Here is a 19,100-nt window from a genome sequence, read left to right on the forward strand (position 1 = left end):
GTCTTCCTTTTTGGCAGGTCAGCCCGCGCGGCTTGTGCGCTGGCCCTGCGGGGTCATGGCACGGGTGCGGCGGGCGATACGGGCGATGCCCTCGGCGATGCGGTCCTGCGTGATCGACGAATAGGCGATGCGGTAGCACCGGTCATTCCCCAGCGATTCGCCAAAGAACGGCCCGCCCGGTTCGATCAGGACCGAATCCGCGCGCAGGGCCTGTGACAGTTCGGTCGCGCTGACCCCGTCGGGCGTGCGCATCCACAGGCTGGACCCACCATCCCCCGCCGCGCCGGCAATCGTCAGCCCTTCGGCCCGCACGGCGGCCAGCATCACGGCCCGGCGGGCGGCGAAGGCGCGGGTCAGGCGGCGCAGCATGGCGTCGTAATGGCCCAGCGACAGGAAATGCGCGGCGGCGCGTTGCAGCAGGCCGGGCGGGTGACGCAGTACCGTGGCGCGCAGGGCGCGGGCCTCGCGGATGAATTCCGCCGGGCCGACCAGAAAGCCCAGCCGCAAGCCGGGGAACATGGATTTCGAGAAGCTGCCGATGTGGATAACCCGCCCCTCGCGATCCAGCGATTTCAGCGCGGGCAGGGGCGCGCGGTCGTGGCTGATCTCGAATTCGTAATCATCCTCGATCACCAGAAGGCCCCGCGCATTGGCGACCACAAGCAGTGCATGGCGGGCTTCAAGCGGCATGGTCGCGCCGGTGGGGCAGTGGTGCGACGGGGTGCAGAACAGCACATCCATCCCTTCGGGCAGCGCATCCGGCTCCAACCCGCGCGGCCCCACGGGGATGCCGGTCACCTTGCAACGGGTCTGGTTCAGGATGTCGCGCAGGCCGGGATAGCCCGGCTCTTCGATCCCCGCGTTGCGGCGCTGGTTCAGCAGCAGCTGCGCGGTCAGCCACAGGGCATTCTGCGCGCCCAGCGTCACCAGGATCTCATCCCCGCGCGCCAGAATTCCGCGCCGGGGCAGGGTGTGGCGGGCGATGTATTCCAACAGGCCGGGGTCGTCCTGTTCGAACTGGTCATCGGTCATGCGGGCGAAATCGCGCTGACCCAGCGCCTGAATCATGCAGCCGCGCCAGTTGGCGTGATCGAACAGCTCAGGGTCGGCCTGCCCATAGACAAACGGATAGCGAAACTCGCGCCAGTTGCGGGGTTTGCCCATGTTCAGCTGCCCGCTGGCGGGCCGGTGCCCCAGTGCGCGCGCCCAGTCCACAACATCGGTGCCGCGCGCACCCGGCTGCGGGAAATCGCCGGGCTGCGGCGCGCTGTCGGACACGAAATACCCCGACCGGCCGCGCGCCCGCAGGTAGTCGTCGGCAACCAGATCCGCATAGGCCAGCGTCACGGTGATTCGGCTCACGCCCAGATGCTCGGCCAGTCGTCGGCTGGACGGCATCCGCTCGCCGGGGCGCAGACGGCCCGCCAGAATGCCCTCGGCCACCATCTGCCGGATGCGGCTTTGCAGGGTTCCGCTGTGCTGCGGATCGAGAAGAAAACACTCGACCGAAATGGTCATCAATCAGGTCCGATTTTTTGCTGAGTCTAGCGTTTTCTGGTGCTATGGATAGGGGGTCTCTGGCCCTATCCGCGACGGTGCATTACAGCCAGAGTGAATCTTTATGATCAAATCTCGCCAAGGAGTCGTCCCATGGACACCGCGACCTTCAACGATATCGGTGCCGTGGTCGAAGCCGACCGCGCGCATGTGTGGCATCACCTGACCCAGCACAAGGCGTTCGAGACCATCGATCCCCGCGTCGTGGTTGAAGGCAAGGGCCTGCGCGTCTGGGATGCGACCGGGCGCGAAACGCTGGATGCCGTGTCGGGCGGCGTGTGGACGGTCAACGTGGGCTATGGCCGCGAGAGCATCGCCAATGCGGTGCGCGATCAGCTGCTGAAGATGAACTATTTCGCCGGGGCGGCGGGCTCGGTTCCCGGTGCGATCTTTGCGCAGATGCTGACCGACAAGATGCCGGGGCTGACCCGCGTCTACTATTCCAACTCGGGGTCCGAGGCGAACGAGAAGGCCTACAAGATGGTCCGCCAGATCGCCCATGCCAAGCATGGCGGCAAGAAGTGGAAGATCCTGTACCGCGAGCGGGATTACCACGGCACCACCATCGCCGCGCTGGCCTCGGGCGGGCAGGAAGAGCGCAAGTCGATGTATGGCCCGTTCCCTGAAGGGTTCATCCCCGTGCCGCATTGCCTTGAGTACCGCAGTCAGTGGGGCGATGTGGCCGATTACGGCCTGCGCGCCGCGAATGCGATTGAAGAGGTGATCCTGCGCGAAGGTGCCGATACTGTCGGCGCGATCATCCTTGAGCCGGTGACGGCGGGTGGCGGCGTCATCACCCCGCCCGAGGGCTACTGGCCCCGCGTGCAGGAAATCTGCAAGCAATACGGGCTTTTGCTGATCATCGACGAGGTGGTCTGCGGTGTGGGTCGCACCGGCAAATGGTTCGGCTATCAGCAATACGACATCCAGCCCGATATCGTGACCATGGCCAAGGGGCTGGCCTCGGGCTATGCCGCGATCAGCTGCACGGTGACGACCGAAGCGGTGTTCGAGATGTTCAAGGATGCCGCCGATCCGATGGCGCATTTCCGCGATATCTCGACCTTCGGCGGCTGCACCGCTGGTCCGGCCGCAGCCATCGAGAACATGCGCATCATCGAGGAAGAAGACCTGCTGGGCAACACCACCGCCATGGGTGAGCGGCTGATGGGCAACCTGCACAAGCTGATGGAAAAGCACAGCGTCATCGGTGATGTGCGCGGCAAGGGCCTGTTCTGCGGGGCCGAGCTGGTCGCTGACCGCGCCACCAAGGAACCGATGGCCGAGAGCAAGGTGGCCGCCGTGGTCGCCGCGGTGATGAAACGCGGCGTGCAGATCGGCATGACCAACCGCTCGCTGCCCGGCTTCAACAACACGCTCTGCCTGTCGCCCGCGCTGATCGTCACGGCGGCGCAGATCGACCAGATCACCGACGCCATCGACGGGGCTTTGACCGAGGTTTGTGGCTAAGGAGGCCTTTACCTTGCGACATGGATGCGCAACCTTGCCCGGAAATTGACCGAGCAAGGGCGCAGACATGGACGACAAACCCGAAGGCGAGCTGACCCTGCAGACCGTCCCCTTTCCCGCGGATACCAACGGGGCGGGGGATATCTTTGGTGGGTGGGTGCTCAGCCAGATGGACATCGCTGCCGGAATGACCGCCGCGCGCCGTGCGCGCGGGCGCACCGCCACCGTCGCGATCAACGCCATGCGCTTTCATGCGCCGGTGATGGTGGGCGATCTGTTCACCGTCTACACGCGCATCGTCAGGGTCGGCACCACCTCGATCACCATCCACGTCGAGGCCTGGGTCGAGCGGCTTGAAACCGCGCAGCACCTGCGGGTGACCGAGGCTGATTTCACCTTTGTCGCGCTGCATTCCTCGGGTGTTAAGCGGCCGGTCCCACCGGAGTAACCCCGCCCGGGCGCCGGATTTTCTTGCGGCATCACCCGTCTGTTACATTCCTCGGCTACGCGCCGGGGGAACCCCTAACAGCCGGACCGCCCCATGCCCGATCTTCGCCTTTCCGCCTCGACCCTTGCCCTGATGACCGCGCTTGCGCTGCCCGGCATCGCAAACGCGCAAGACGCCTGCACCCCTGCTGCGCCCAATGATGGCGACGTGGTCACCTGCACGGGCATTGGCACCGGCATTCTGGACGACGGGCTGGACGACGCACAGATCACCGTTCTGGAAGGGGCCGAGATCACCGGCACCGATCAGGGGTTCGAGTTCGACGACGATGTGACCTTTATCAACCATGGCATGATCACCGGTCAGGGCGATCATGGTGTGCAGGGTGACAATGGCGTCAGCGTCACCAACTATGGCACCATCACCGGCGATGGCGACGGGGTGAACATCGACAACGATGGCCGGCTGGTCAACGCGGGCACGATCATCGGCGCTGATGACGGCGTGCAACTGGAAGATAACGCCTATGTCATGAACACCGAAACCGGGGTCATCCGCGCGGCGGATGAGGGTGTGAACATCAACACCGACGGTGCGCAGCTCTATAACTACGGGCTGATCGAGGCGGGCGGCGACGGGGTCAACGCGGCCACGGATGCGTATATCTACAACGCGGGCACCATCCGGTCGACCGGCGATCAGGACGGCGTCGATCTGGACAGCGGCACGGTGATCAATGACGGGCTGATCGTCAGCGACGGTGCCGAGGACGGCATCGACTTTGACCCCAGCACGCTGGACAGTCTGGTGCAGAACACCGGCACGATCGCGGGCAGCATCGGCATCAATACCGACGGTGCCGACACCGGCGCGCAACGCGTGGTGAACAGCGGGACGATCCGGGGCCGCAGCGGTGTGGCGCTAAACCTCGGCATGGGCGACGACACGCTGGAGGTGCTGCGCGGCTCGATCATCGACGGGCTGATCGAGATGGGCGACGGCACCGACACGGTGAGGGTGCACGGCGTTCAGGCCGGGATGCTGCGCTTTGGGTCGCTGCCTGAGGTGGTCAGTTTTGACGGCCCCGGTCTGCTGGTCGGAACCGCGCTGGCGCTGATCGACCCGATGCCGCTGGCGGCGGGTGATCGTCTGGCACGCAGCGCGGCCTTTGGGGTCGCGGGTGCGGTGCATGACCGTCAGGATCAGGGCGGCGCATGGCTGGGGGTGTTTGGCGGCGGCTCTGACATCGCGGCTACCGGCGGCTATCAGGGCCTGTCCGAGCGCAGCGGCGGTCTGGTTGCCGGGCAGAGCTTTGGCACCGTCTCGGGCTTTCTGGCCGTCACGCAGGGCCGCGCCACGCTGGACGACGGCGAGCACCGCCTGCGCCAGACGGCGCTGTTCATCGGCCTGTCGCATCGCAGCGACTTCGGCGATGCAGGCACGCTGTCGTCACTGGGCTATCTGGGCAGGACCGATACCGACCTGACCAGCCCCGCCTATCGCTCGGGCGATGCGCAGATGGACGGCACGGTGATCGGCGCCAGCCTGCGCTTTGCGCGCGGCTTTGGCGGCCAGCCCGACGCGCCCTTCGCCGATTTGGCGTTGCAGGCGGATGTCGTGCACCATCGCACCGGGGGCTATACGCTCTCGGGTCTGGGCGGCGGGGCCATCGCCGCGCATGACGCCACGGCCTATGGGCTGCGCGCCGATCTGGGCATGCCGGTTGCCTTCGGCGGCGGGGTACTGCGCCCCTATGTCTTTGCCGCGCTGCGCGAGGGCGATCAGGGGGTGATGCAGTTCGGGCTGAGCGGTGGCAGCACCAGTTTCGCCGCGCCGGATCTGTTCGACGACAGCCACGCAGGCATCGGCCTGTCCTATGTCGCGCAGAGCGGGCCGGGCGCGTTGCGCGCCGGGATCGAATACGCGGGCAGCTCGGATGACCGGCAGATGGCACTGCGGGTCTCGTTCAATCTGGCCCTGTAAGCGGGTATCAGCGCAAGGGGCGGCGGAAGCTCACGCAGGGCCGCCCCTCGTGCAAATGTTCTTTTGACGCCTTAATTTTCAGGTGTATCGTTGATCTCGAAGAGCCGCGGCGGTTCTTTTGCGACTCGTCCCTGCGCGGGATTTCCCCGGCAGGATTCGGGCCTCGCGATCAGGAGGAGGGAACATGGCTGACACTTCCAAAGGCGGCGCTGGCAAGGGTGCCGCGCCGGGCAAAGGCAGCGGTCCGGCACCGTCGTCGTCCAAGGGCACCACAGCCAAGGGCGGCGCTGCTGGCAAGGGCAGCGGTCCCGCGCCGTCATCGGGCAAAGGCGGCAGCAAGTAACCGCGCAGATCAACGCACCGACCACCTGCGCCCGGCACCCAGTGCCGGGCGTTTTCAGTCCAGCGGGAAGTGGCAGGCGACGCGGCTGTCGCCCACGTCGCGCAGGATGGGCGCCTCGGCCCGGCAACGCTCCTGCGCCTTGGGACAGCGCGAGGCAAAGGCGCAGCCCGTGGGCAAGTTCATCGGCGACGGCAGGTCGCCCTTGACCATGCCCGCCCGCCTGTAGCCCGCCGATTTGCGCCGCAGAAGTGACGGCGCGGCTTCCAGCAGCACCGCCGTATACGGGTGGCGCGGTTTGGAGAACAGCGTCGGGCGGTCGGCGTATTCGACGATCTCGCCCAGATACATCACCGCGATGTCGTCGCAGATGAACTGCACCACGCCCAGATCGTGGCTGATGAACAGATAGCTGAGGCCAAATTCATCCTGCAACCGGCGGAGCAGGTTCAGGATCTGCGCCTGAATCGCCACATCCAGCGCGCTGACCGGCTCATCGCAGACGATCAACCTTGGGTTCGTCGCCAGCGCCCGCGCGATCGAAATCCGCTGCCGTTGCCCGCCCGAGAACTGGTGCGGAAACAGCGACATCTGGTCCGGGCGCAGGCCGACCAGCCCGAACAACTCGCGCACCCGTGCGTCACGGCCCGCCGGGTCGCCGACATTCATCAGGTCCAGCGGCTCGCGCACGATGGCGCCGACACGCTCGCGCGGGTTCAGGCTGGAATAGGGGTCTTGAAAGATCACCTGCAGATGCTTGCGCTGGGCGCGCATCGCTTCGGCAGGCAGGGTCATCAGATCGGTGCCCTCAAAACTGACCGAGCCGCCGGTCGAAGGCGCCAGCCGGATCGCCGCCATCGCGGTGGTGGTCTTGCCCGAGCCGGACTCGCCGACCAGCCCCAGCGTGCGCCCCGGCATCAGGTCGAAATCGACGCCTCGCACGGCGCGCAGCAGGCGCGGTTTGCCGAAAATACCCTTGCGGCCAATCTCGAAACTGACTTCCAGCTTGCGGGCAGAGAGCAGCGGCGTGGTCATGCGATTTCCCCGGCGTGGTGGCAGGCGACGGGGTGGCCCTTATCGTCCAGTGGCGGACGCACGCTGCGGCAATGATCATCCGCCAGCGCGCAGCGCTCGGCAAAGGCGCAGCCGTCGCCCAGCAGGTGCAGCGGCGGCACCACGCCGGGGATTTCGGCCAGCGGCGGCAGCCGGTCGGTGCTGGCAGCGGCACGGCCCAGCACCGGGATGCAGCCGATCAGACCGCGCGTGTAGGGGTGCAAGGGATTGTCGAGGATCTGGTCCGAGGTGCCCTGCTCGATCACCCGTCCCGCGTACATCACGGCAACGCGGTCGGTCATCTCGGCGATTGCGCCCATGTCATGGGTGATCAGCACAATCGCCACGCCGAACTTGGCCTGAATGTCGCGCATCAGATCGAAGATCTGCGCCTGCACGGTCACGTCCAGCGCTGTCGTCGGCTCATCGGCGATCAACAGCTTGGGACGGCAACTGATCGCCATGGCGATCATCACCCGCTGACGCATCCCGCCCGACAACTGGTGCGGATAGCTTTTCGCCCGCGCCTCGGGCTCGGGGATACCCACGGTTTCCAGCAGCTCGACCACCTGACGGTCGGCCTCGGCCCGGCTCATGTCCTGATGCAGCAGGATCGCCTCGGCGATCTGGTCGCCAACGGTGAACACCGGATTGAGCGAGGTCATCGGTTCCTGAAAGATCATCGCGATGTCGCGACCGCGCAGCTGCCGCAGGCGGCGGTTGCTGGCGTGCGTGATGTCCTCGCCGTCGAACTCGATCACGCCGCCGGTCACATGGCCGGGCGGGTTGGGGATCAGCCCCATCATCGCCAGCGCGGTGATCGACTTGCCGCAACCGGACTCGCCGACGATGCCAAGCGTCTCTCCTGGCAGCACGTCCAGACTGATCCCCGACAACGCAGTGACGCGGCCGTGGCGGGTGTCGAACTCGACCCGCAGGTCGGACAGGCTCATCAACGGGCTCATCGCGACCTCAGTTTCGGGTTGAAGGCATCGTTCAGCCCGTCGCCAACCAGCGACACGGCAAAGACAGTCAGAAAGATCGCCACGCCAGGGATCGCCACGGGCCACCAGGCTTCGAGCAGAAAGTTGCGGTTCTGGCCAATCATCAGGCCCCAGCTGATCGTGTTGGGATCGCCAAGGCCCAGAAAGGACAGCCCGGCCTCGAACAGGATCGCCACACCCACGGTCAGCGCGGCGGACACGATCAGCGGCGGCAGGGCGTTGGGCAGGATCACTTTCCAGATGATACGGCTGTTCCCCGCCCCGATCGAGCGCGCGGCGGTGACGTATTCCAGCTCGCGGATGCGCAGGAATTCGGCGCGGGTCAGGCGGGCGGTGCCGGGCCAGCTGACGATACCGATGGCGAAAGAGATCGTCACCAGGGAGGGCGCGAACAGCGTCACCAGCACCATGGCGAACAAAAGGGCGGGCAGCACCTGAAAGAACTCGGTCACGCGCATCAGCAGGTCATCGACCCAGCCGCCGAAATACCCGGCCAGCGCACCCATGGCGATGCCGATCACCACGGTCAGCAGCGCAGCGGCCAGCCCGACCGCCATGGTCGGTCCGCCCCCCTTGAGCAACAGCACGAAGATGTCGCGGCCCAGAAAATCGGTGCCCAGCGGTATGCCTTCCTGGTCGCCGGGGGCGGCCAGCGGACCCCAGACGATGCGGTAGGGATCGGCGTCAAACAGGAAATAGCCATAGAGCACGAAGCCCACGATGGCGATCAGCAGCACCAGACCGCCGACGGCAGGTTTGTTGCGCAGGAACTGGCCCCAGGCTTCGCCCAAGGGGCTGACGGCTTTGGTCATCTTAGCGCCCTCCGGTCCGAATGCGGGGATCGGCAAAGCGATAGCTCAGATCGGTGAGCAGGTTTGCCAGCACAACAACCGCCGAGGCAAAGAACAGCACGCCCAGCAGCGTCGGATAATCGCGCCTGAGTACGGAATCGAAGGCCAGCCGCCCCATGCCGGGCCAGTTGAACACCGTTTCCACCAGCAGCGCGCCCGAGATCAGGTTGCCAAACTGCAGCCCGGCGATGGTCAGGATCGGCAGGACGGCGTTGCGCAGCGCGTGGTTGAAGGTGACCTTGCCCTCGCCCAGCCCCTTGGCACGGGCAGTGCGGATATAGTCGGCGCCCAGCACCTCGATCATCGCGGTACGCGACAGGCGGGCGTATTGCGCCAGAAACAGAATGCCCAGCGTGGTGGCAGGCAGCACCAGATGCCACGCGACGTTGAGCGCATAGGCCAGCCCCGTGCCGCGGAACCGCGCGCTGACATAGCCTTCGACGGGGAACAGCGGGATCCAGACGGCGAACAGGATGACCAGCATCAACCCGGTCCAGAACACCGGCGCGGCATAGCCCACGGTCGAGAACACCGACACAAAGCCCGACAGGAACCCCTGCGGCTTGCGCGACGACAGCACCCCCAGCACCACGCCCAGCAGCATCGCGATCAGCTGCGCGCTGAGCGCCAGCATGATGGTGGGGCCAAGGCGCTGCAGGATCAGCTCGGTCACCGGGCGGTTGAAGTGGTACGAGGTGCCCAGATCGCCCATGGCGATCTGCTTGAGGTAGATCCACAGCTGTATCAGGATCGGTTGATCCAGCCCGTAATGCGCCCGGATCTGGGCCATCATCTCTTCGGTGGTGCCGCCCATTTCACCGGCGATCACTTCGGCAGCGTCGCCGGGGGCGGCGTGGATCAGAAAGAAGTTCAGGACGACCACCCCAAGCATCAGGATCAGCCCGTAGAGCAGCCGCTGAAGAATATAGCGCATCATTGCCATGGGTTGGTTTTCGATCCTTGGAAAGGGGCATCAGAACAAAGCGCGGCCCGCGCGGGGCGGGCCGCGAAAACTGTCTCAGATCAACGGTCTTCGGTCCAGTAGACCTCGTCCATGGCCTGCATCATGCCCCAGATGGACAGCGGCGGGTTGCCGATGCGGTCGTCGAACACGTTGTGATAGGGCAGCGCGTTGATCCAGTAGACCGGCAGCTCTTCGCCGACGATATCCTGAAACTGACCGTAAAGGGCTTTGCGCGCCTCAAGGTTGGTCTCGCGGCCGGCTTGTTCCAGCAGCGAGTCGACCTCGGGGTTGGCATAGCCTTGGGTGTTGGACCAGATCACCGGGCGGATGTTGGTGCTCAGATAGGTGCGGTGCACCCCGATCACCGGATCGCCCCAGTTGAACACGATATCCATCGACATCATGAACTCGCCCGAGGCCAGTCGACCCGCCCATGTCGGGAAGTCAGGCGAGGCGCGCAGTTCGACGTTGATCCCCACTTCGCGCAGCTGCGAGCGCAGATATTCGGGGATGTTGCCGGTGGCGGCGTCGCGGCCCGGGATGGTCTCCATCGTCAGGGTAAAGCGCGTGCCATCGGCACCGCGCGGGTGCCCGGCCTCGTCCAGCAGCGCGTTGGCGCGATCCAGATCAAGAGTGTAGCCGGGCATGTCAGGGTTGAAGAACGGGCTCGATTCGATGATCGGCCCCTTCTGGCTGGCGGCCACGCCGCGCATCAGCGCGTTCAGGATAAAGTCGCGGTCCATCGCATAGGCAATCGCCTGACGCACGCGCATGTCGTCCAGCGGCGCGACGCGGGTGTTGAAGGCCAGCCACTGGATCGGGCCGATCCCCTCGAACCCGCGCGGGGTGACCATCAGACCATCGGTCGCCGACAAGCGCGAGATCGCGGTCGAGTCGGTGATCATCCCGGCGTCAGCCTCACCGGATTCCAGCGACAGCGTGACCGACGAGGCGTCGCGCACGATGCGGATGACGATCTCGTCCAGATAGGGGCGACCTTCGATGAAGAAATCGTCAAAGCGTTGCAGGGTGATCTGCTCGCCCGGGCGATACTCGGCCAGCTTGAACGGGCCCGAGCCGATGGGCGCGTTGTTCGCCGGGTGCGTCGGCATCTCTTGGCCGTCATCATAAACGTGCTTGGGCAGGATCGGGCACAGCGCCCCGGTCAGCGCCAGCAGCAGGGCCGGGTGGGTTTGCGACAGGCGGATGATCGCGGTTGTGGCGTCTGGGGTCTCGACGGCCTCGACCGGGCCGAACATGGTCTGGAACGGGTGGTTCGCCTTGATCGTCATGATCGAAAAGGCGACGTCCTCGGACGTGACGGGCATGCCGTCGTGGAACGTGGCGTTGGGCACAAGGTTCAGCGTCAGGCTCAGCCCATCCTCGGCCAGTTCCCAGCTTTCGGCCAGATAGGGGTGCAGATCCCAGTTCTCATCGACCCGCAGAGGCGAGGCGAAAATCTGTGTACCGGGAATGGCCGTTGCCAGACCCGATTGCACGGCAGGGTTCAGGTGGCGCGGGTTTTCGCCGCTGACGATCACCAATTGACCGCCCCGCCGCTCTTGGGCCGAGACCGGCCCAAGGCCGAGCGCCATCAGCGAGGCGCTGGTGCCGACGAAGGTTCTCCGAGTCAGACGCATGTCATGTCTCCCAGTTGAAAGAGGTGTATCTTTTCGACCTGCCGGTTTTCCGGTCGTTGTGCCGCGAGTATGAAAGCGCGCTCAAACCGATCAAGACTAAAGTCCCTCTGGATCTATGCTTTCCGAAATCTGGCGCTAGGGTGGCTGCCATGCTGCGGCATTCTGGGCGCAGGGTGTCAGCAGTAACGGCAACCCGCTTGCTGCGCTGCTCAAAAACACCGCATCGTCAAAAAAGCCCGGCCTGATCCGGGCGCAGAACCGGGAACATCATGGCCGAAACCGTCCTCTACGCCGCCCGCCGCATCATCACCATGGAGCCGACGCAGCCCTATGCGACCCATGTCGCCGTGCGCGACGGGCGCATTCTGGCCGTCGGCGGCCCTGAGATTGCCGATGTCTGGGGCGGTGCGCGGCTGGATGAGCGGTTCCGCGATCAGGTCCTGCTGCCCGGTTTCGTCGAGGCGCACAGCCACATGATGACCGGTGCGCTGTGGACCTATCTCTATTGCGGCAACGTGGATCGCACCGATCCTGACGGCAATCTGTGGCCCGGCGTCCATACCGTCGACGACATGATCGACCGGATGAAGGACGCCATCGCCAAGCTGCCCGCCGGTCAGCCGCTGGTCTGCTGGGGCTTTGATCCGCTGTTCTTTGCTGGCGACCGCCTGAACCGACATCATCTGGACCAAGCCTCGGCCGAGGTGCCGATTGCGGTGATGCACCAGAGCTTCCACCTGATGACCGTCAACTCCAGGGCGCTTGAGGTCGCGGGCTATGGCCCTGACACCAACGCCGAGGGCGTGGTGCGCCTGCCTGATGGCTCGCTGATGGGCGAGTTGCAGGAAATGGGCGCGATGTTCCCGGTGATGCGCCGCCTGAACATGGCGATCCGCGATATTTCCAAGGGCGAGCATGCCATCGTGCAATACGGCAAGGCCGCCGTGCAGACCGGCGTGACCACCGCGACCGACCTGATGGCGGATCTGGCCGATGACGACGTGGCCACCCTGCTCGATGTGACCGGGCGCAAGGAGTACCCGCTGCGGCTGGTCCCGGCGCTGGGCGTGATCGGGCTGGAGCCGAAATCCGCCGCCGCCCGCGCGCTGGAGCTGCGCGCGAAATCGACCGACATGCTGCGCATGGGCATTTGCAAGGTGATGACCGATGGCTCGATTCAGGGCTTCACCGCGCGGGTGAAATGGCCGGGCTATATCGGCGGGCAGCCGAACGGGCTGTGGAACCTTGAACCGGCGCGGCTGAAAGAGCTGGTGAAAACGCTGCATGCCGCGGGCCTGAACATGCAGGTTCATACCAATGGTGACGAGGCCAGCGACTTCATCCTCGATTGCTTTGAAGAAGCGATGGGACAGCACCCCACCGGTGACAGCCGCCACACGTTACAGCACTGTCAGATGGCCGGTGAGGACCAGTTCTACCGCGCCGCGCGGCTGGGTGTCTGCGTCAACCTGTTCGCCAATCACCTGTGGTATTACGGCGATGCGCATGCCGAATTCACCGTCGGCCCCGACCGCGCCGCCCGGATGAACGCCTGCCGCTCGGCGCTGGACAATGGCGTGACGCTGGCGATCCATTCGGACAGTCCGGTGACACCGCTGGGCCCGCTGCATGTCGCATGGTGCGCGGTGAACCGCATCACGCCCAAGGGCCGGGTGCTGGGGGCCAATCAGCGCCTTTCGGTGATGGAGGCGCTGCATGCCATCACGCTGGGTGCCGCGCGCACGCTGAAACTGGACCGCGAGGTCGGCTCGATCACCCCCGGCAAAGCCGCCGATTTCGCCGTGCTGGGCGATGACCCGCTGTCGCTGGCCCCTGAGGCGCTGCGCGACATTCCGGTGCTGGGGACCGTGCAGGGCGGGCGCGTGTTCGTGAAATGAGCCCGATCCCCGTCACGCTGATCGCGGGCTATCTGGGCGCGGGCAAGACCACCGTGGTCAACCACCTTTTGTCCGATACCCACGGCATGCGGATCTGTGTTCTGGTCAATGACTTCGGTGAGATCGCACTGGATGCCGATCTCATCGAGAACCGCTCGGGCGATACGCTGGCGCTGTCGAATGGCTGCATGTGCTGCACCATCGGCGATGACTTCTACGACGCGATCGACCGCATCCTGCGGCTGGACCCGCGGCCCGAGCATCTGGTGATCGAAACCTCGGGCGTGGCCGATCCGTTCAAGGTCGGCCAGATCGCCTTGGCCGAGCCGGACCTGACGTTGCAGGGCGTCGTCGTCGTGGTCGATGCGGTGAATTTCGGCGCGTCGCTGGCCGATGCGTTTCTGGGTGAAACGCTGCGCAACCAGATCGCCACGGCGGGGCTGGTGCTGGTAACCAAATCCGACATCGCGCCGCAAGGTGCGTTGAAACAGCTGCGCGCCACGCTCGCTGAACTGGCGCCCGAAGCCCTGCGGCTGGTCGCGGATTATGGCCGCGTGCCGGCCGAAATGCTGCTCGAACCGCTGGCGCTGCGCCTGCGGCGGGACGCGCCGCACGCCGGGCACGGGGGGCATCACCACGACCACGGGGCCGAATATCGCGGCTGGGTGTATCGCGGGGACGGCGTGGCCGACCCGGCGGCGTTGGACGCGCTGCTCAAAGCAGCCATCCCCGGTCTCTATCGTCTCAAGGGTCTGATGCCGCTCTCCGATGGCGGTTGGTGCAGCTTTCACCGCGCAGGGGCGCAGTCCGACCGTCGCCCGGCCACGCCGCCGAAAGGGCAGGGGCGGGCGGTGGCGGTCGGTCTGGCGGATCGTTTTGACCCCGCCCAGCTTCAGTCCGCCTGGGACGCGATCCTGCGCAACGCTTAGGTTTTGACGAAAACGCCGGTTGCGGTATCGTGTCTGAACCCGCGCCCGCGCGGGGTTCAGCCAGAGCCATTCAGGAGAGACATTAATGACCAAAGGTGTACCAAGCAGCGGCAAGGGATCGGCCAGCGGCGTGCTGCCGGGCGGCGCGAAAAAGCCCGCAGGCAGCGGCGGCAACAGCGAAGAAAGCCGGGTGACCTCGGGCCTGCCGACGGGCGGCAGCAAGGGCGGCTCGAAATAACCGCGTGCATAAGAAAAATGGCCGGCCACCAAGGGCCGGCCAGTCTAAGGATCTGACCGGAGGGAACGGTCAGAGCAGGGAAATCACCAGATTTCAGGGCCTTTTTCAGCGAATTGCTCGACCAGAAAGTCGATGAATGCGCGGACTTTGGGCTGCGTGAAGCGCCCCGGCGGGTAGACCGCGTAGATGCCCAGCGTGGTTTGCGGCAGCTCGGGGATCACGTCCTCGACCAGTCCTTGCGCCATCGCGTCGTGGTACAGAAAGCTCGGCAGATAGGCGATGCCCAGCCCCTTGACCGCTGCGTTGAGCAGCGAGTGGCCGTCATTGACCGTCAGCCAGCCATTGCCGCGCACCTGCCGCACCTCACCCGAGGCGGCGGTGATGCGCCAGACATTGGCGCTGGATTGATTCGAATAATGCAGCAGGCGATGCTCGTTCAGATCGTCGATCTTGGCCGGGCGGCCATGCTCTTGAATATAGCGCGGCGAGGCGATCAGGCGCTGCGCCGTCTCGGTGATCTTGCGGGCGCGCAGCGAGCTGTCTTCCATCTCGCCGACGCGAATGGACATGTCGAACCCTTCCGAGATCAGCTCGACATAGCGGTTCTTGAGCACCATGTTGACGCTGATTTCAGGATATTCCGACAGAAATTCATCCAGGATCGGCGACAGCAAACCCACGCCGAAATCGGTGGCAACCGACATCCGCAGCACGCCTGAGGGGGCCGATTGCATGGCGGTGACAATGCTGTCCGCTTCGCCTGCGTCATTCAGCACGCGGCGGGCGCGATCATAGTAAACAAGGCCAATCTCGGTGGGGCTGACCCGGCGCGTCGTGCGGTTCAGCAGGCGCGCGCCCAGCCGGGCTTCCAGCGATGAGACGTGCTTTGAGACGGCGGATTTGGAAATCCCCATCTTGCGTGCCGCGTCGGTAAACCCGCCTTGGTCGACCACCGTAGCAAAAGCTTCCATTTCGGTCAGACGGTCCATGCTACACCTGTGCCCACTGTTTCGATGTTTCCGTTACACCTCCCAATTGCGGCGCCAAATGGGCGCACCTTGGGTTTTCATGGGACAGTTGTTCCATTTCTCGAGTCAATCGAGGCTAAATGCCTGGATCGTTTCGATTTATTGGCATTAATGCGGCGCTCAGAGGGCGGATTGGACAGCGGTGATCCACAATGGCAGGCTTATCGCCGCCAGTAATGTCGACTGTGCGACGACAGTCGCGGTCAGCATCCGGTCCGCGCCGAATCCCGCCGCCAGCACATGCGCGGCCGATGCGGTGGGCAGGGCGGCGAACATTGTCAGGATTTGCGTCAGCGCAGGGTCGGCCCCGACTGCGCGGCAAATGGCAAAGGTGACGGCGGGCAGCAACACCAGCTTGACCCCCACCAGCACGCCGCTGAACGCATCCATCCGCGCCAGCGCCCGCCAGTCCATCGTCGCGCCAATCGACAGCAGCGCCACCGGGATCGCCGCTTGTGCCAGCAGCACCAGCGGGGCCATCAGCAGGGCGGGCGGTATCCAGCCGCTGATCCCCACCATCACCCCGGCGACCGAGGCAAGCAGGAACGGGTTCAGCACCACCCGCGTCACCGTCGCCCAAAGCCCCAGATTGCCGCCCCGCGACAGTGCCGAGACCGCGAAGATATTCGCCAGCGGCACGGCCATGCCCGCCACGACGGCCATCATCGCGGTGTCGGCATGGCTGAGCGTCGCAACCGCGACAAACCCCATCGCGGTGTTGAAGCGCCACGCCGTCTGCCAGGCACCGGCGAAGTCCAGAAAGCTCTCAGGTCCGAACCGCCGCGCGGCATAACCCGCGATCAGCCCCAGCGTCAGGATCGCCCAGACCGCCGGACCAATAACCGCCACCCGCGTCAGATCCATCGGGCGGGCGGCGGCGGCGGTGAACAGCAGGGCGGGAAACAGCAGTTCGAAATTCAGCCGGTCCAGGCCGGTCCAGGCATTTTCCGACAGCCGCCGCCGCACCAGCCCGCCCAGCCCCACCAACAGGAAGCTGGGCACCAGACCGGCAAGGACGGCGGCGAAGATCACTTACAGCGCAGCAGCCAGCCGCGCGCCCTGATCAATCGCGCGCTTGGCGTCGAGTTCCGCCGCGACATCGGCACCGCCGATGACATGCACCGTGGTGCCCGCCGCGATCAGCGCATCAGCCAGCGCGCGGTTGGGCACCTGACCCGCGCACATCACCACCGTGTCCACCTCCAGCAGCTGCGGACCCTTGTCGCCGCCCAGCACGATGCCCTCAGGCGTGATCGCCTCATAGCTCACGCCGCCAACCATCTTGACGTCGCGCGCCGCCAGACTGGCACGGTGGATCCAGCCGGTTGTCTTGCCCAGCCGCTTGCCCGGCTTCTCGGCTTTGCGCTGCAGCAGCGTCACGGCGCGGGCCGGGGCGGGGGCGTCGGGTTCCAGCAGCCCGCCCGGAACCTCGGACGGATCGCCCACGCCCCATTCCTTGCGCCATTCTGCCGCGTCCAGCGTCGGCGAGACGCCCTGATGGGTGACGTATTCGGCAACGTCAAAGCCGATACCGCCCGCGCCGACAATCGCCACGCGGTCGCCGACCTCGGCCTTGCCGCGCAGCACGTCGATGTAGCTGAGCACATTGGCGCCGTCCTCGCCCGGAATGCCCGCATCGCGGGGCGACACACCGGTGGCGATGATCACCTCATCAAACCCGGCCAATGCCTCGACCGAGGCCTCAACCCCCAGCTTCAGATCAATCCCCGAGGCCGCCACCATCGTTTCAAACCAGCCGACCAGCCCGTGAAATTCCTCTTTCCCCGGAATCACCCGCGCCATGTTCAACTGCCCACCCAGCTGCGCGTCCTTCTCGAACAGCGTCACCTTGTGCCCGCGCTGATCCGCCACCAGCGCCGCCATCAGCCCGGCGGGGCCTGCGCCGATCACCGCAACCGTTTTCGCCGCCGCCGTCGGCTCGTAATTCAGCTCGGTCTCATGACAGGCGCGCGGGTTGACCAGACAGGTTGAGATCTTGCCGCTGAACGTATGGTCCAGACAGGCCTGATTGCAGCCGATACAAGGCGCGATGGTGTCGGCCTTGCCTGCCGCCGCCTTGGCGACGAAATCGGCATCGGCCAGAAACGGCCGCGCCATCGAAACCATATCGGCGCTGCCACCCGCTAGAACTTCCTCGGCGGTCTCAGGGTTGTTGATCCGGTTCGAGGTGATGATCGGGATGCCGACATGCCCCATCAGCTTTTTCGTCACCCAGGCGAAGCCCGCGCGCGGGACCGAGGTGGCGATGGTCGGCACGCGGGCTTCGTGCCAGCCGATGCCGGTGTTCAGGATCGTTGCGCCCGCCGCCTCGATCGCCTTGGCCAGCTGGATGATCTGATCAAAGGTCTGGCCGTTGGGCACCAGATCCAGCAACGAGATGCGGTAGATGATGATGAAATCCGGCCCGACCGCCTCGCGCACCCGCTTGACCACCTCGACGGGCAGACGCATGCGGTTCTCATAGCTGCCGCCCCAGCGGTCGGTGCGTTGGTTGACGTGCAGGCACAGGAACTGGTTGAGGAAATAGCCCTCGGAGCCCATCACCTCGACGCCGTCATACCCCGCCTCGCGCGCCCGCACCGCTGCCGTGGCGAAATCGGCGATCTGCTTCTCGATGCCCTCTTCGTCCAGCTCTTTGGGCGGGAAGGGGCTGATCGGGGACTTGATCGGCGAGGAGCTGACGCATTCCGGCCCGTAGGCATAACGCCCGGCATGCAGGATCTGCATCGCGATCTTGCCGCCTTCGGCGTGAACGGCATCCGTCACCACCTTGTGGTTGGCGATGTCCTGCGGTGTGTAAAGGCCCGCCGCGCCCGGAAATACGCCGCCCTCAGGGTTCGGCGCCATGCCGCCGGTCACGATCAGGCTGACCCCGCCGCGCGCGCGTTCGGCGTAATAGGTCGCCACCCGCTGCCAGTCGCCGCGTTCCTCAAGGCCTGAATGCATGGACCCCATCAACACCCGGTTCTTGAGCGTGGTGAAGCCCAGATCAAGCGGGGCAAGCATGTGGGGATAGGGGCTGGACATCGGCACTCCTGCGGTCTGGCGATTTGGCGCTACCGTATCGGGGTGAGGCAGATTGTCATCCGAAACCTTGCGTCAGGCCGCCGCCCTGCCAAAGACGTCAGGCCAAAAACCTGCCGCAATTACCCTGCACGACAGGGCGTCGCTTGTGTTGAGGGTTTCATGTCCGTTACCGTGTTTTACGCCATCGCGCTCTATTTGGTCGCGATCAACCTTCTCACCTTTGCGATGTTTCGCATCGACAAGCAGCGCGCCATCGGCGACGGCTGGCGCATCCCTGAGGCCAATCTGCTGACGGCCGCGTTCTTCGGCGGCTCGGTGGGCGCGCGCGCCGGGCAGGTGTTGTTGCGCCACAAGTCCCGCAAAGAGCCGTTCCGCAGTCAGCTCAAAGGCATCATGATCCTGCAGGTCGCCGTCGTGATGATCGCAACGGCAGCGTTCTTCATGCCGTCTCAGCGCGGTCGTGTCCTCTCGATGCTGCAAGCCACGCTGACCGCACAGAGCGCGCCTGCCGAGTCTTTCAGCAGACCGGCCCAAGTGATCATCCACCGCGGCGTGAACTGAGCGGGGACACGCCCCGAACGGATCGGCGCGGGTATCGGACAGGGGCCGGGGGTGGTAGGGCTGGTGGTGTAGCGCACACGCAAGGAAC

At 65.4% G+C, this 19,100-nt stretch carries 17 protein-coding genes; 8 read left to right on the plus strand and 9 right to left on the minus strand.

The genetic code is table 11. From position 1 onward, the window contains the following. Positions 1–18: 18 nt before the first annotated feature. Positions 19–1,518 (minus strand): MocR-like pyridoxine biosynthesis transcription factor PdxR, encoded by a 1,500-nt coding sequence (gene pdxR, locus OKW52_RS04705; protein WP_264504683.1) that lies wholly within the window; start codon positions 1,516–1,518, stop codon positions 19–21. Between the two features lie 132 nt (positions 1,519–1,650). On the opposite strand from pdxR, the gene OKW52_RS04710 reads away from it, so the two are divergent. The 4 genes from OKW52_RS04710 (at position 1,651) to OKW52_RS04725 (ending at position 5,801) form a co-directional block, all read left to right on the plus strand. Then, positions 1,651–3,027 (plus strand): aminotransferase family protein, encoded by a 1,377-nt coding sequence (locus OKW52_RS04710; protein WP_264504684.1) that lies wholly within the window; start codon positions 1,651–1,653, stop codon positions 3,025–3,027. A gap of 67 nt (positions 3,028–3,094) precedes the next feature. Next, entirely contained in the window at positions 3,095–3,475 is a 381-nt protein-coding gene (locus OKW52_RS04715; protein ID WP_127108933.1) for an acyl-CoA thioesterase, read from the plus strand. 93 nt (positions 3,476–3,568) lie between these two features. Further along, positions 3,569–5,458 (plus strand): hypothetical protein, encoded by a 1,890-nt coding sequence (locus OKW52_RS04720; protein ID WP_264504685.1) that lies wholly within the window; start codon positions 3,569–3,571, stop codon positions 5,456–5,458. A gap of 184 nt (positions 5,459–5,642) precedes the next feature. After that, on the plus strand, positions 5,643–5,801 hold the full coding sequence (locus OKW52_RS04725; RefSeq protein WP_264504686.1) for a hypothetical protein: 159 nt from the start codon (positions 5,643–5,645) through the stop codon (positions 5,799–5,801). Between the two features lie 54 nt (positions 5,802–5,855). Here OKW52_RS04725 and OKW52_RS04730 read toward each other — a convergent pair whose 3' ends face one another. The 5 genes from OKW52_RS04730 to OKW52_RS04750 form a co-directional block, all read right to left on the minus strand. Next, positions 5,856–6,833: an ABC transporter ATP-binding protein gene (locus tag OKW52_RS04730; RefSeq protein WP_264504687.1), complete on the minus strand. Its 978-nt coding sequence runs from the start codon at positions 6,831–6,833 to the stop codon at positions 5,856–5,858. Further along, complete coding sequence (locus OKW52_RS04735) at positions 6,830–7,804, minus strand: ABC transporter ATP-binding protein (protein ID WP_264504688.1); 975 nt, start codon at positions 7,802–7,804, stop codon at positions 6,830–6,832. Before OKW52_RS04735 ends, OKW52_RS04730 begins: the two co-directional genes overlap by 4 nt. 8 nt (positions 7,805–7,812) lie before the next feature. Beyond that, entirely contained in the window at positions 7,813–8,667 is an 855-nt protein-coding gene (locus tag OKW52_RS04740; RefSeq protein ID WP_264504689.1) for an ABC transporter permease, read from the minus strand. Position 8,668: 1 nt separating this feature from the next. Then, positions 8,669–9,649 carry an ABC transporter permease gene (locus tag OKW52_RS04745; protein WP_319800453.1) on the minus strand — a complete coding sequence of 327 codons (981 nt, stop codon included), beginning with the start codon at positions 9,647–9,649 and terminating at the stop codon, positions 8,669–8,671. Between the two features lie 80 nt (positions 9,650–9,729). Further along, the gene (locus OKW52_RS04750; RefSeq protein ID WP_264504690.1) at positions 9,730–11,310 is read right to left on the minus strand and encodes an ABC transporter substrate-binding protein; all 1,581 of its coding nucleotides are present in this window, start codon (positions 11,308–11,310) and stop codon (positions 9,730–9,732) included. A 269-nt stretch (positions 11,311–11,579) separates the two neighbouring features. Here OKW52_RS04750 and OKW52_RS04755 point away from each other — a divergent pair, with 269 nt between their 5' ends. The 3 genes from OKW52_RS04755 (at position 11,580) to OKW52_RS04765 (ending at position 14,375) form a co-directional block, all read left to right on the plus strand. Further along, complete coding sequence (locus tag OKW52_RS04755; RefSeq protein ID WP_264504691.1) at positions 11,580–13,208, plus strand: amidohydrolase; 1,629 nt, start codon at positions 11,580–11,582, stop codon at positions 13,206–13,208. Then, positions 13,205–14,137 (plus strand): CobW family GTP-binding protein, encoded by a 933-nt coding sequence (locus OKW52_RS04760; RefSeq protein ID WP_264504692.1) that lies wholly within the window; start codon positions 13,205–13,207, stop codon positions 14,135–14,137. The genes OKW52_RS04755 and OKW52_RS04760 overlap by 4 nt, the downstream gene beginning before the upstream one ends. Positions 14,138–14,222: 85 nt before the next feature. After that, entirely contained in the window at positions 14,223–14,375 is a 153-nt protein-coding gene (locus tag OKW52_RS04765; RefSeq protein WP_164736694.1) for a hypothetical protein, read from the plus strand. Positions 14,376–14,458: 83 nt separating this feature from the next. Here the strand turns inward: OKW52_RS04765 and OKW52_RS04770 are convergent, their stop codons facing one another. From OKW52_RS04770 to OKW52_RS04780, 3 genes are all read right to left on the minus strand, one after another. After that, positions 14,459–15,364, minus strand: a complete 906-nt coding sequence (locus OKW52_RS04770) for a LysR family transcriptional regulator (protein WP_264504693.1) — start codon at positions 15,362–15,364, stop codon at positions 14,459–14,461. 159 nt (positions 15,365–15,523) lie between these two features. Further along, positions 15,524–16,435 carry an AEC family transporter gene (locus OKW52_RS04775; RefSeq protein WP_264504694.1) on the minus strand — a complete coding sequence of 304 codons (912 nt, stop codon included), beginning with the start codon at positions 16,433–16,435 and terminating at the stop codon, positions 15,524–15,526. Next, a complete protein-coding gene (locus OKW52_RS04780) occupies positions 16,436–18,451 on the minus strand; it encodes an NADPH-dependent 2,4-dienoyl-CoA reductase (RefSeq protein ID WP_264504695.1) in 2,016 nt (671 codons plus the stop codon). A 159-nt stretch (positions 18,452–18,610) separates the two neighbouring features. Between OKW52_RS04780 and OKW52_RS04785 the strand changes: the two genes are divergently transcribed. Next, positions 18,611–19,012 carry a DUF1294 domain-containing protein gene (locus tag OKW52_RS04785; protein WP_264504696.1) on the plus strand — a complete coding sequence of 134 codons (402 nt, stop codon included), beginning with the start codon at positions 18,611–18,613 and terminating at the stop codon, positions 19,010–19,012. Positions 19,013–19,100: the final 88 nt, after the last annotated feature.

Origin of the sequence: Pararhodobacter zhoushanensis (genome assembly GCF_025949695.1) — a bacterium.
GTDB classification, from domain to species: Bacteria; Pseudomonadota; Alphaproteobacteria; order Rhodobacterales; family Rhodobacteraceae; genus Pararhodobacter; species Pararhodobacter zhoushanensis_A.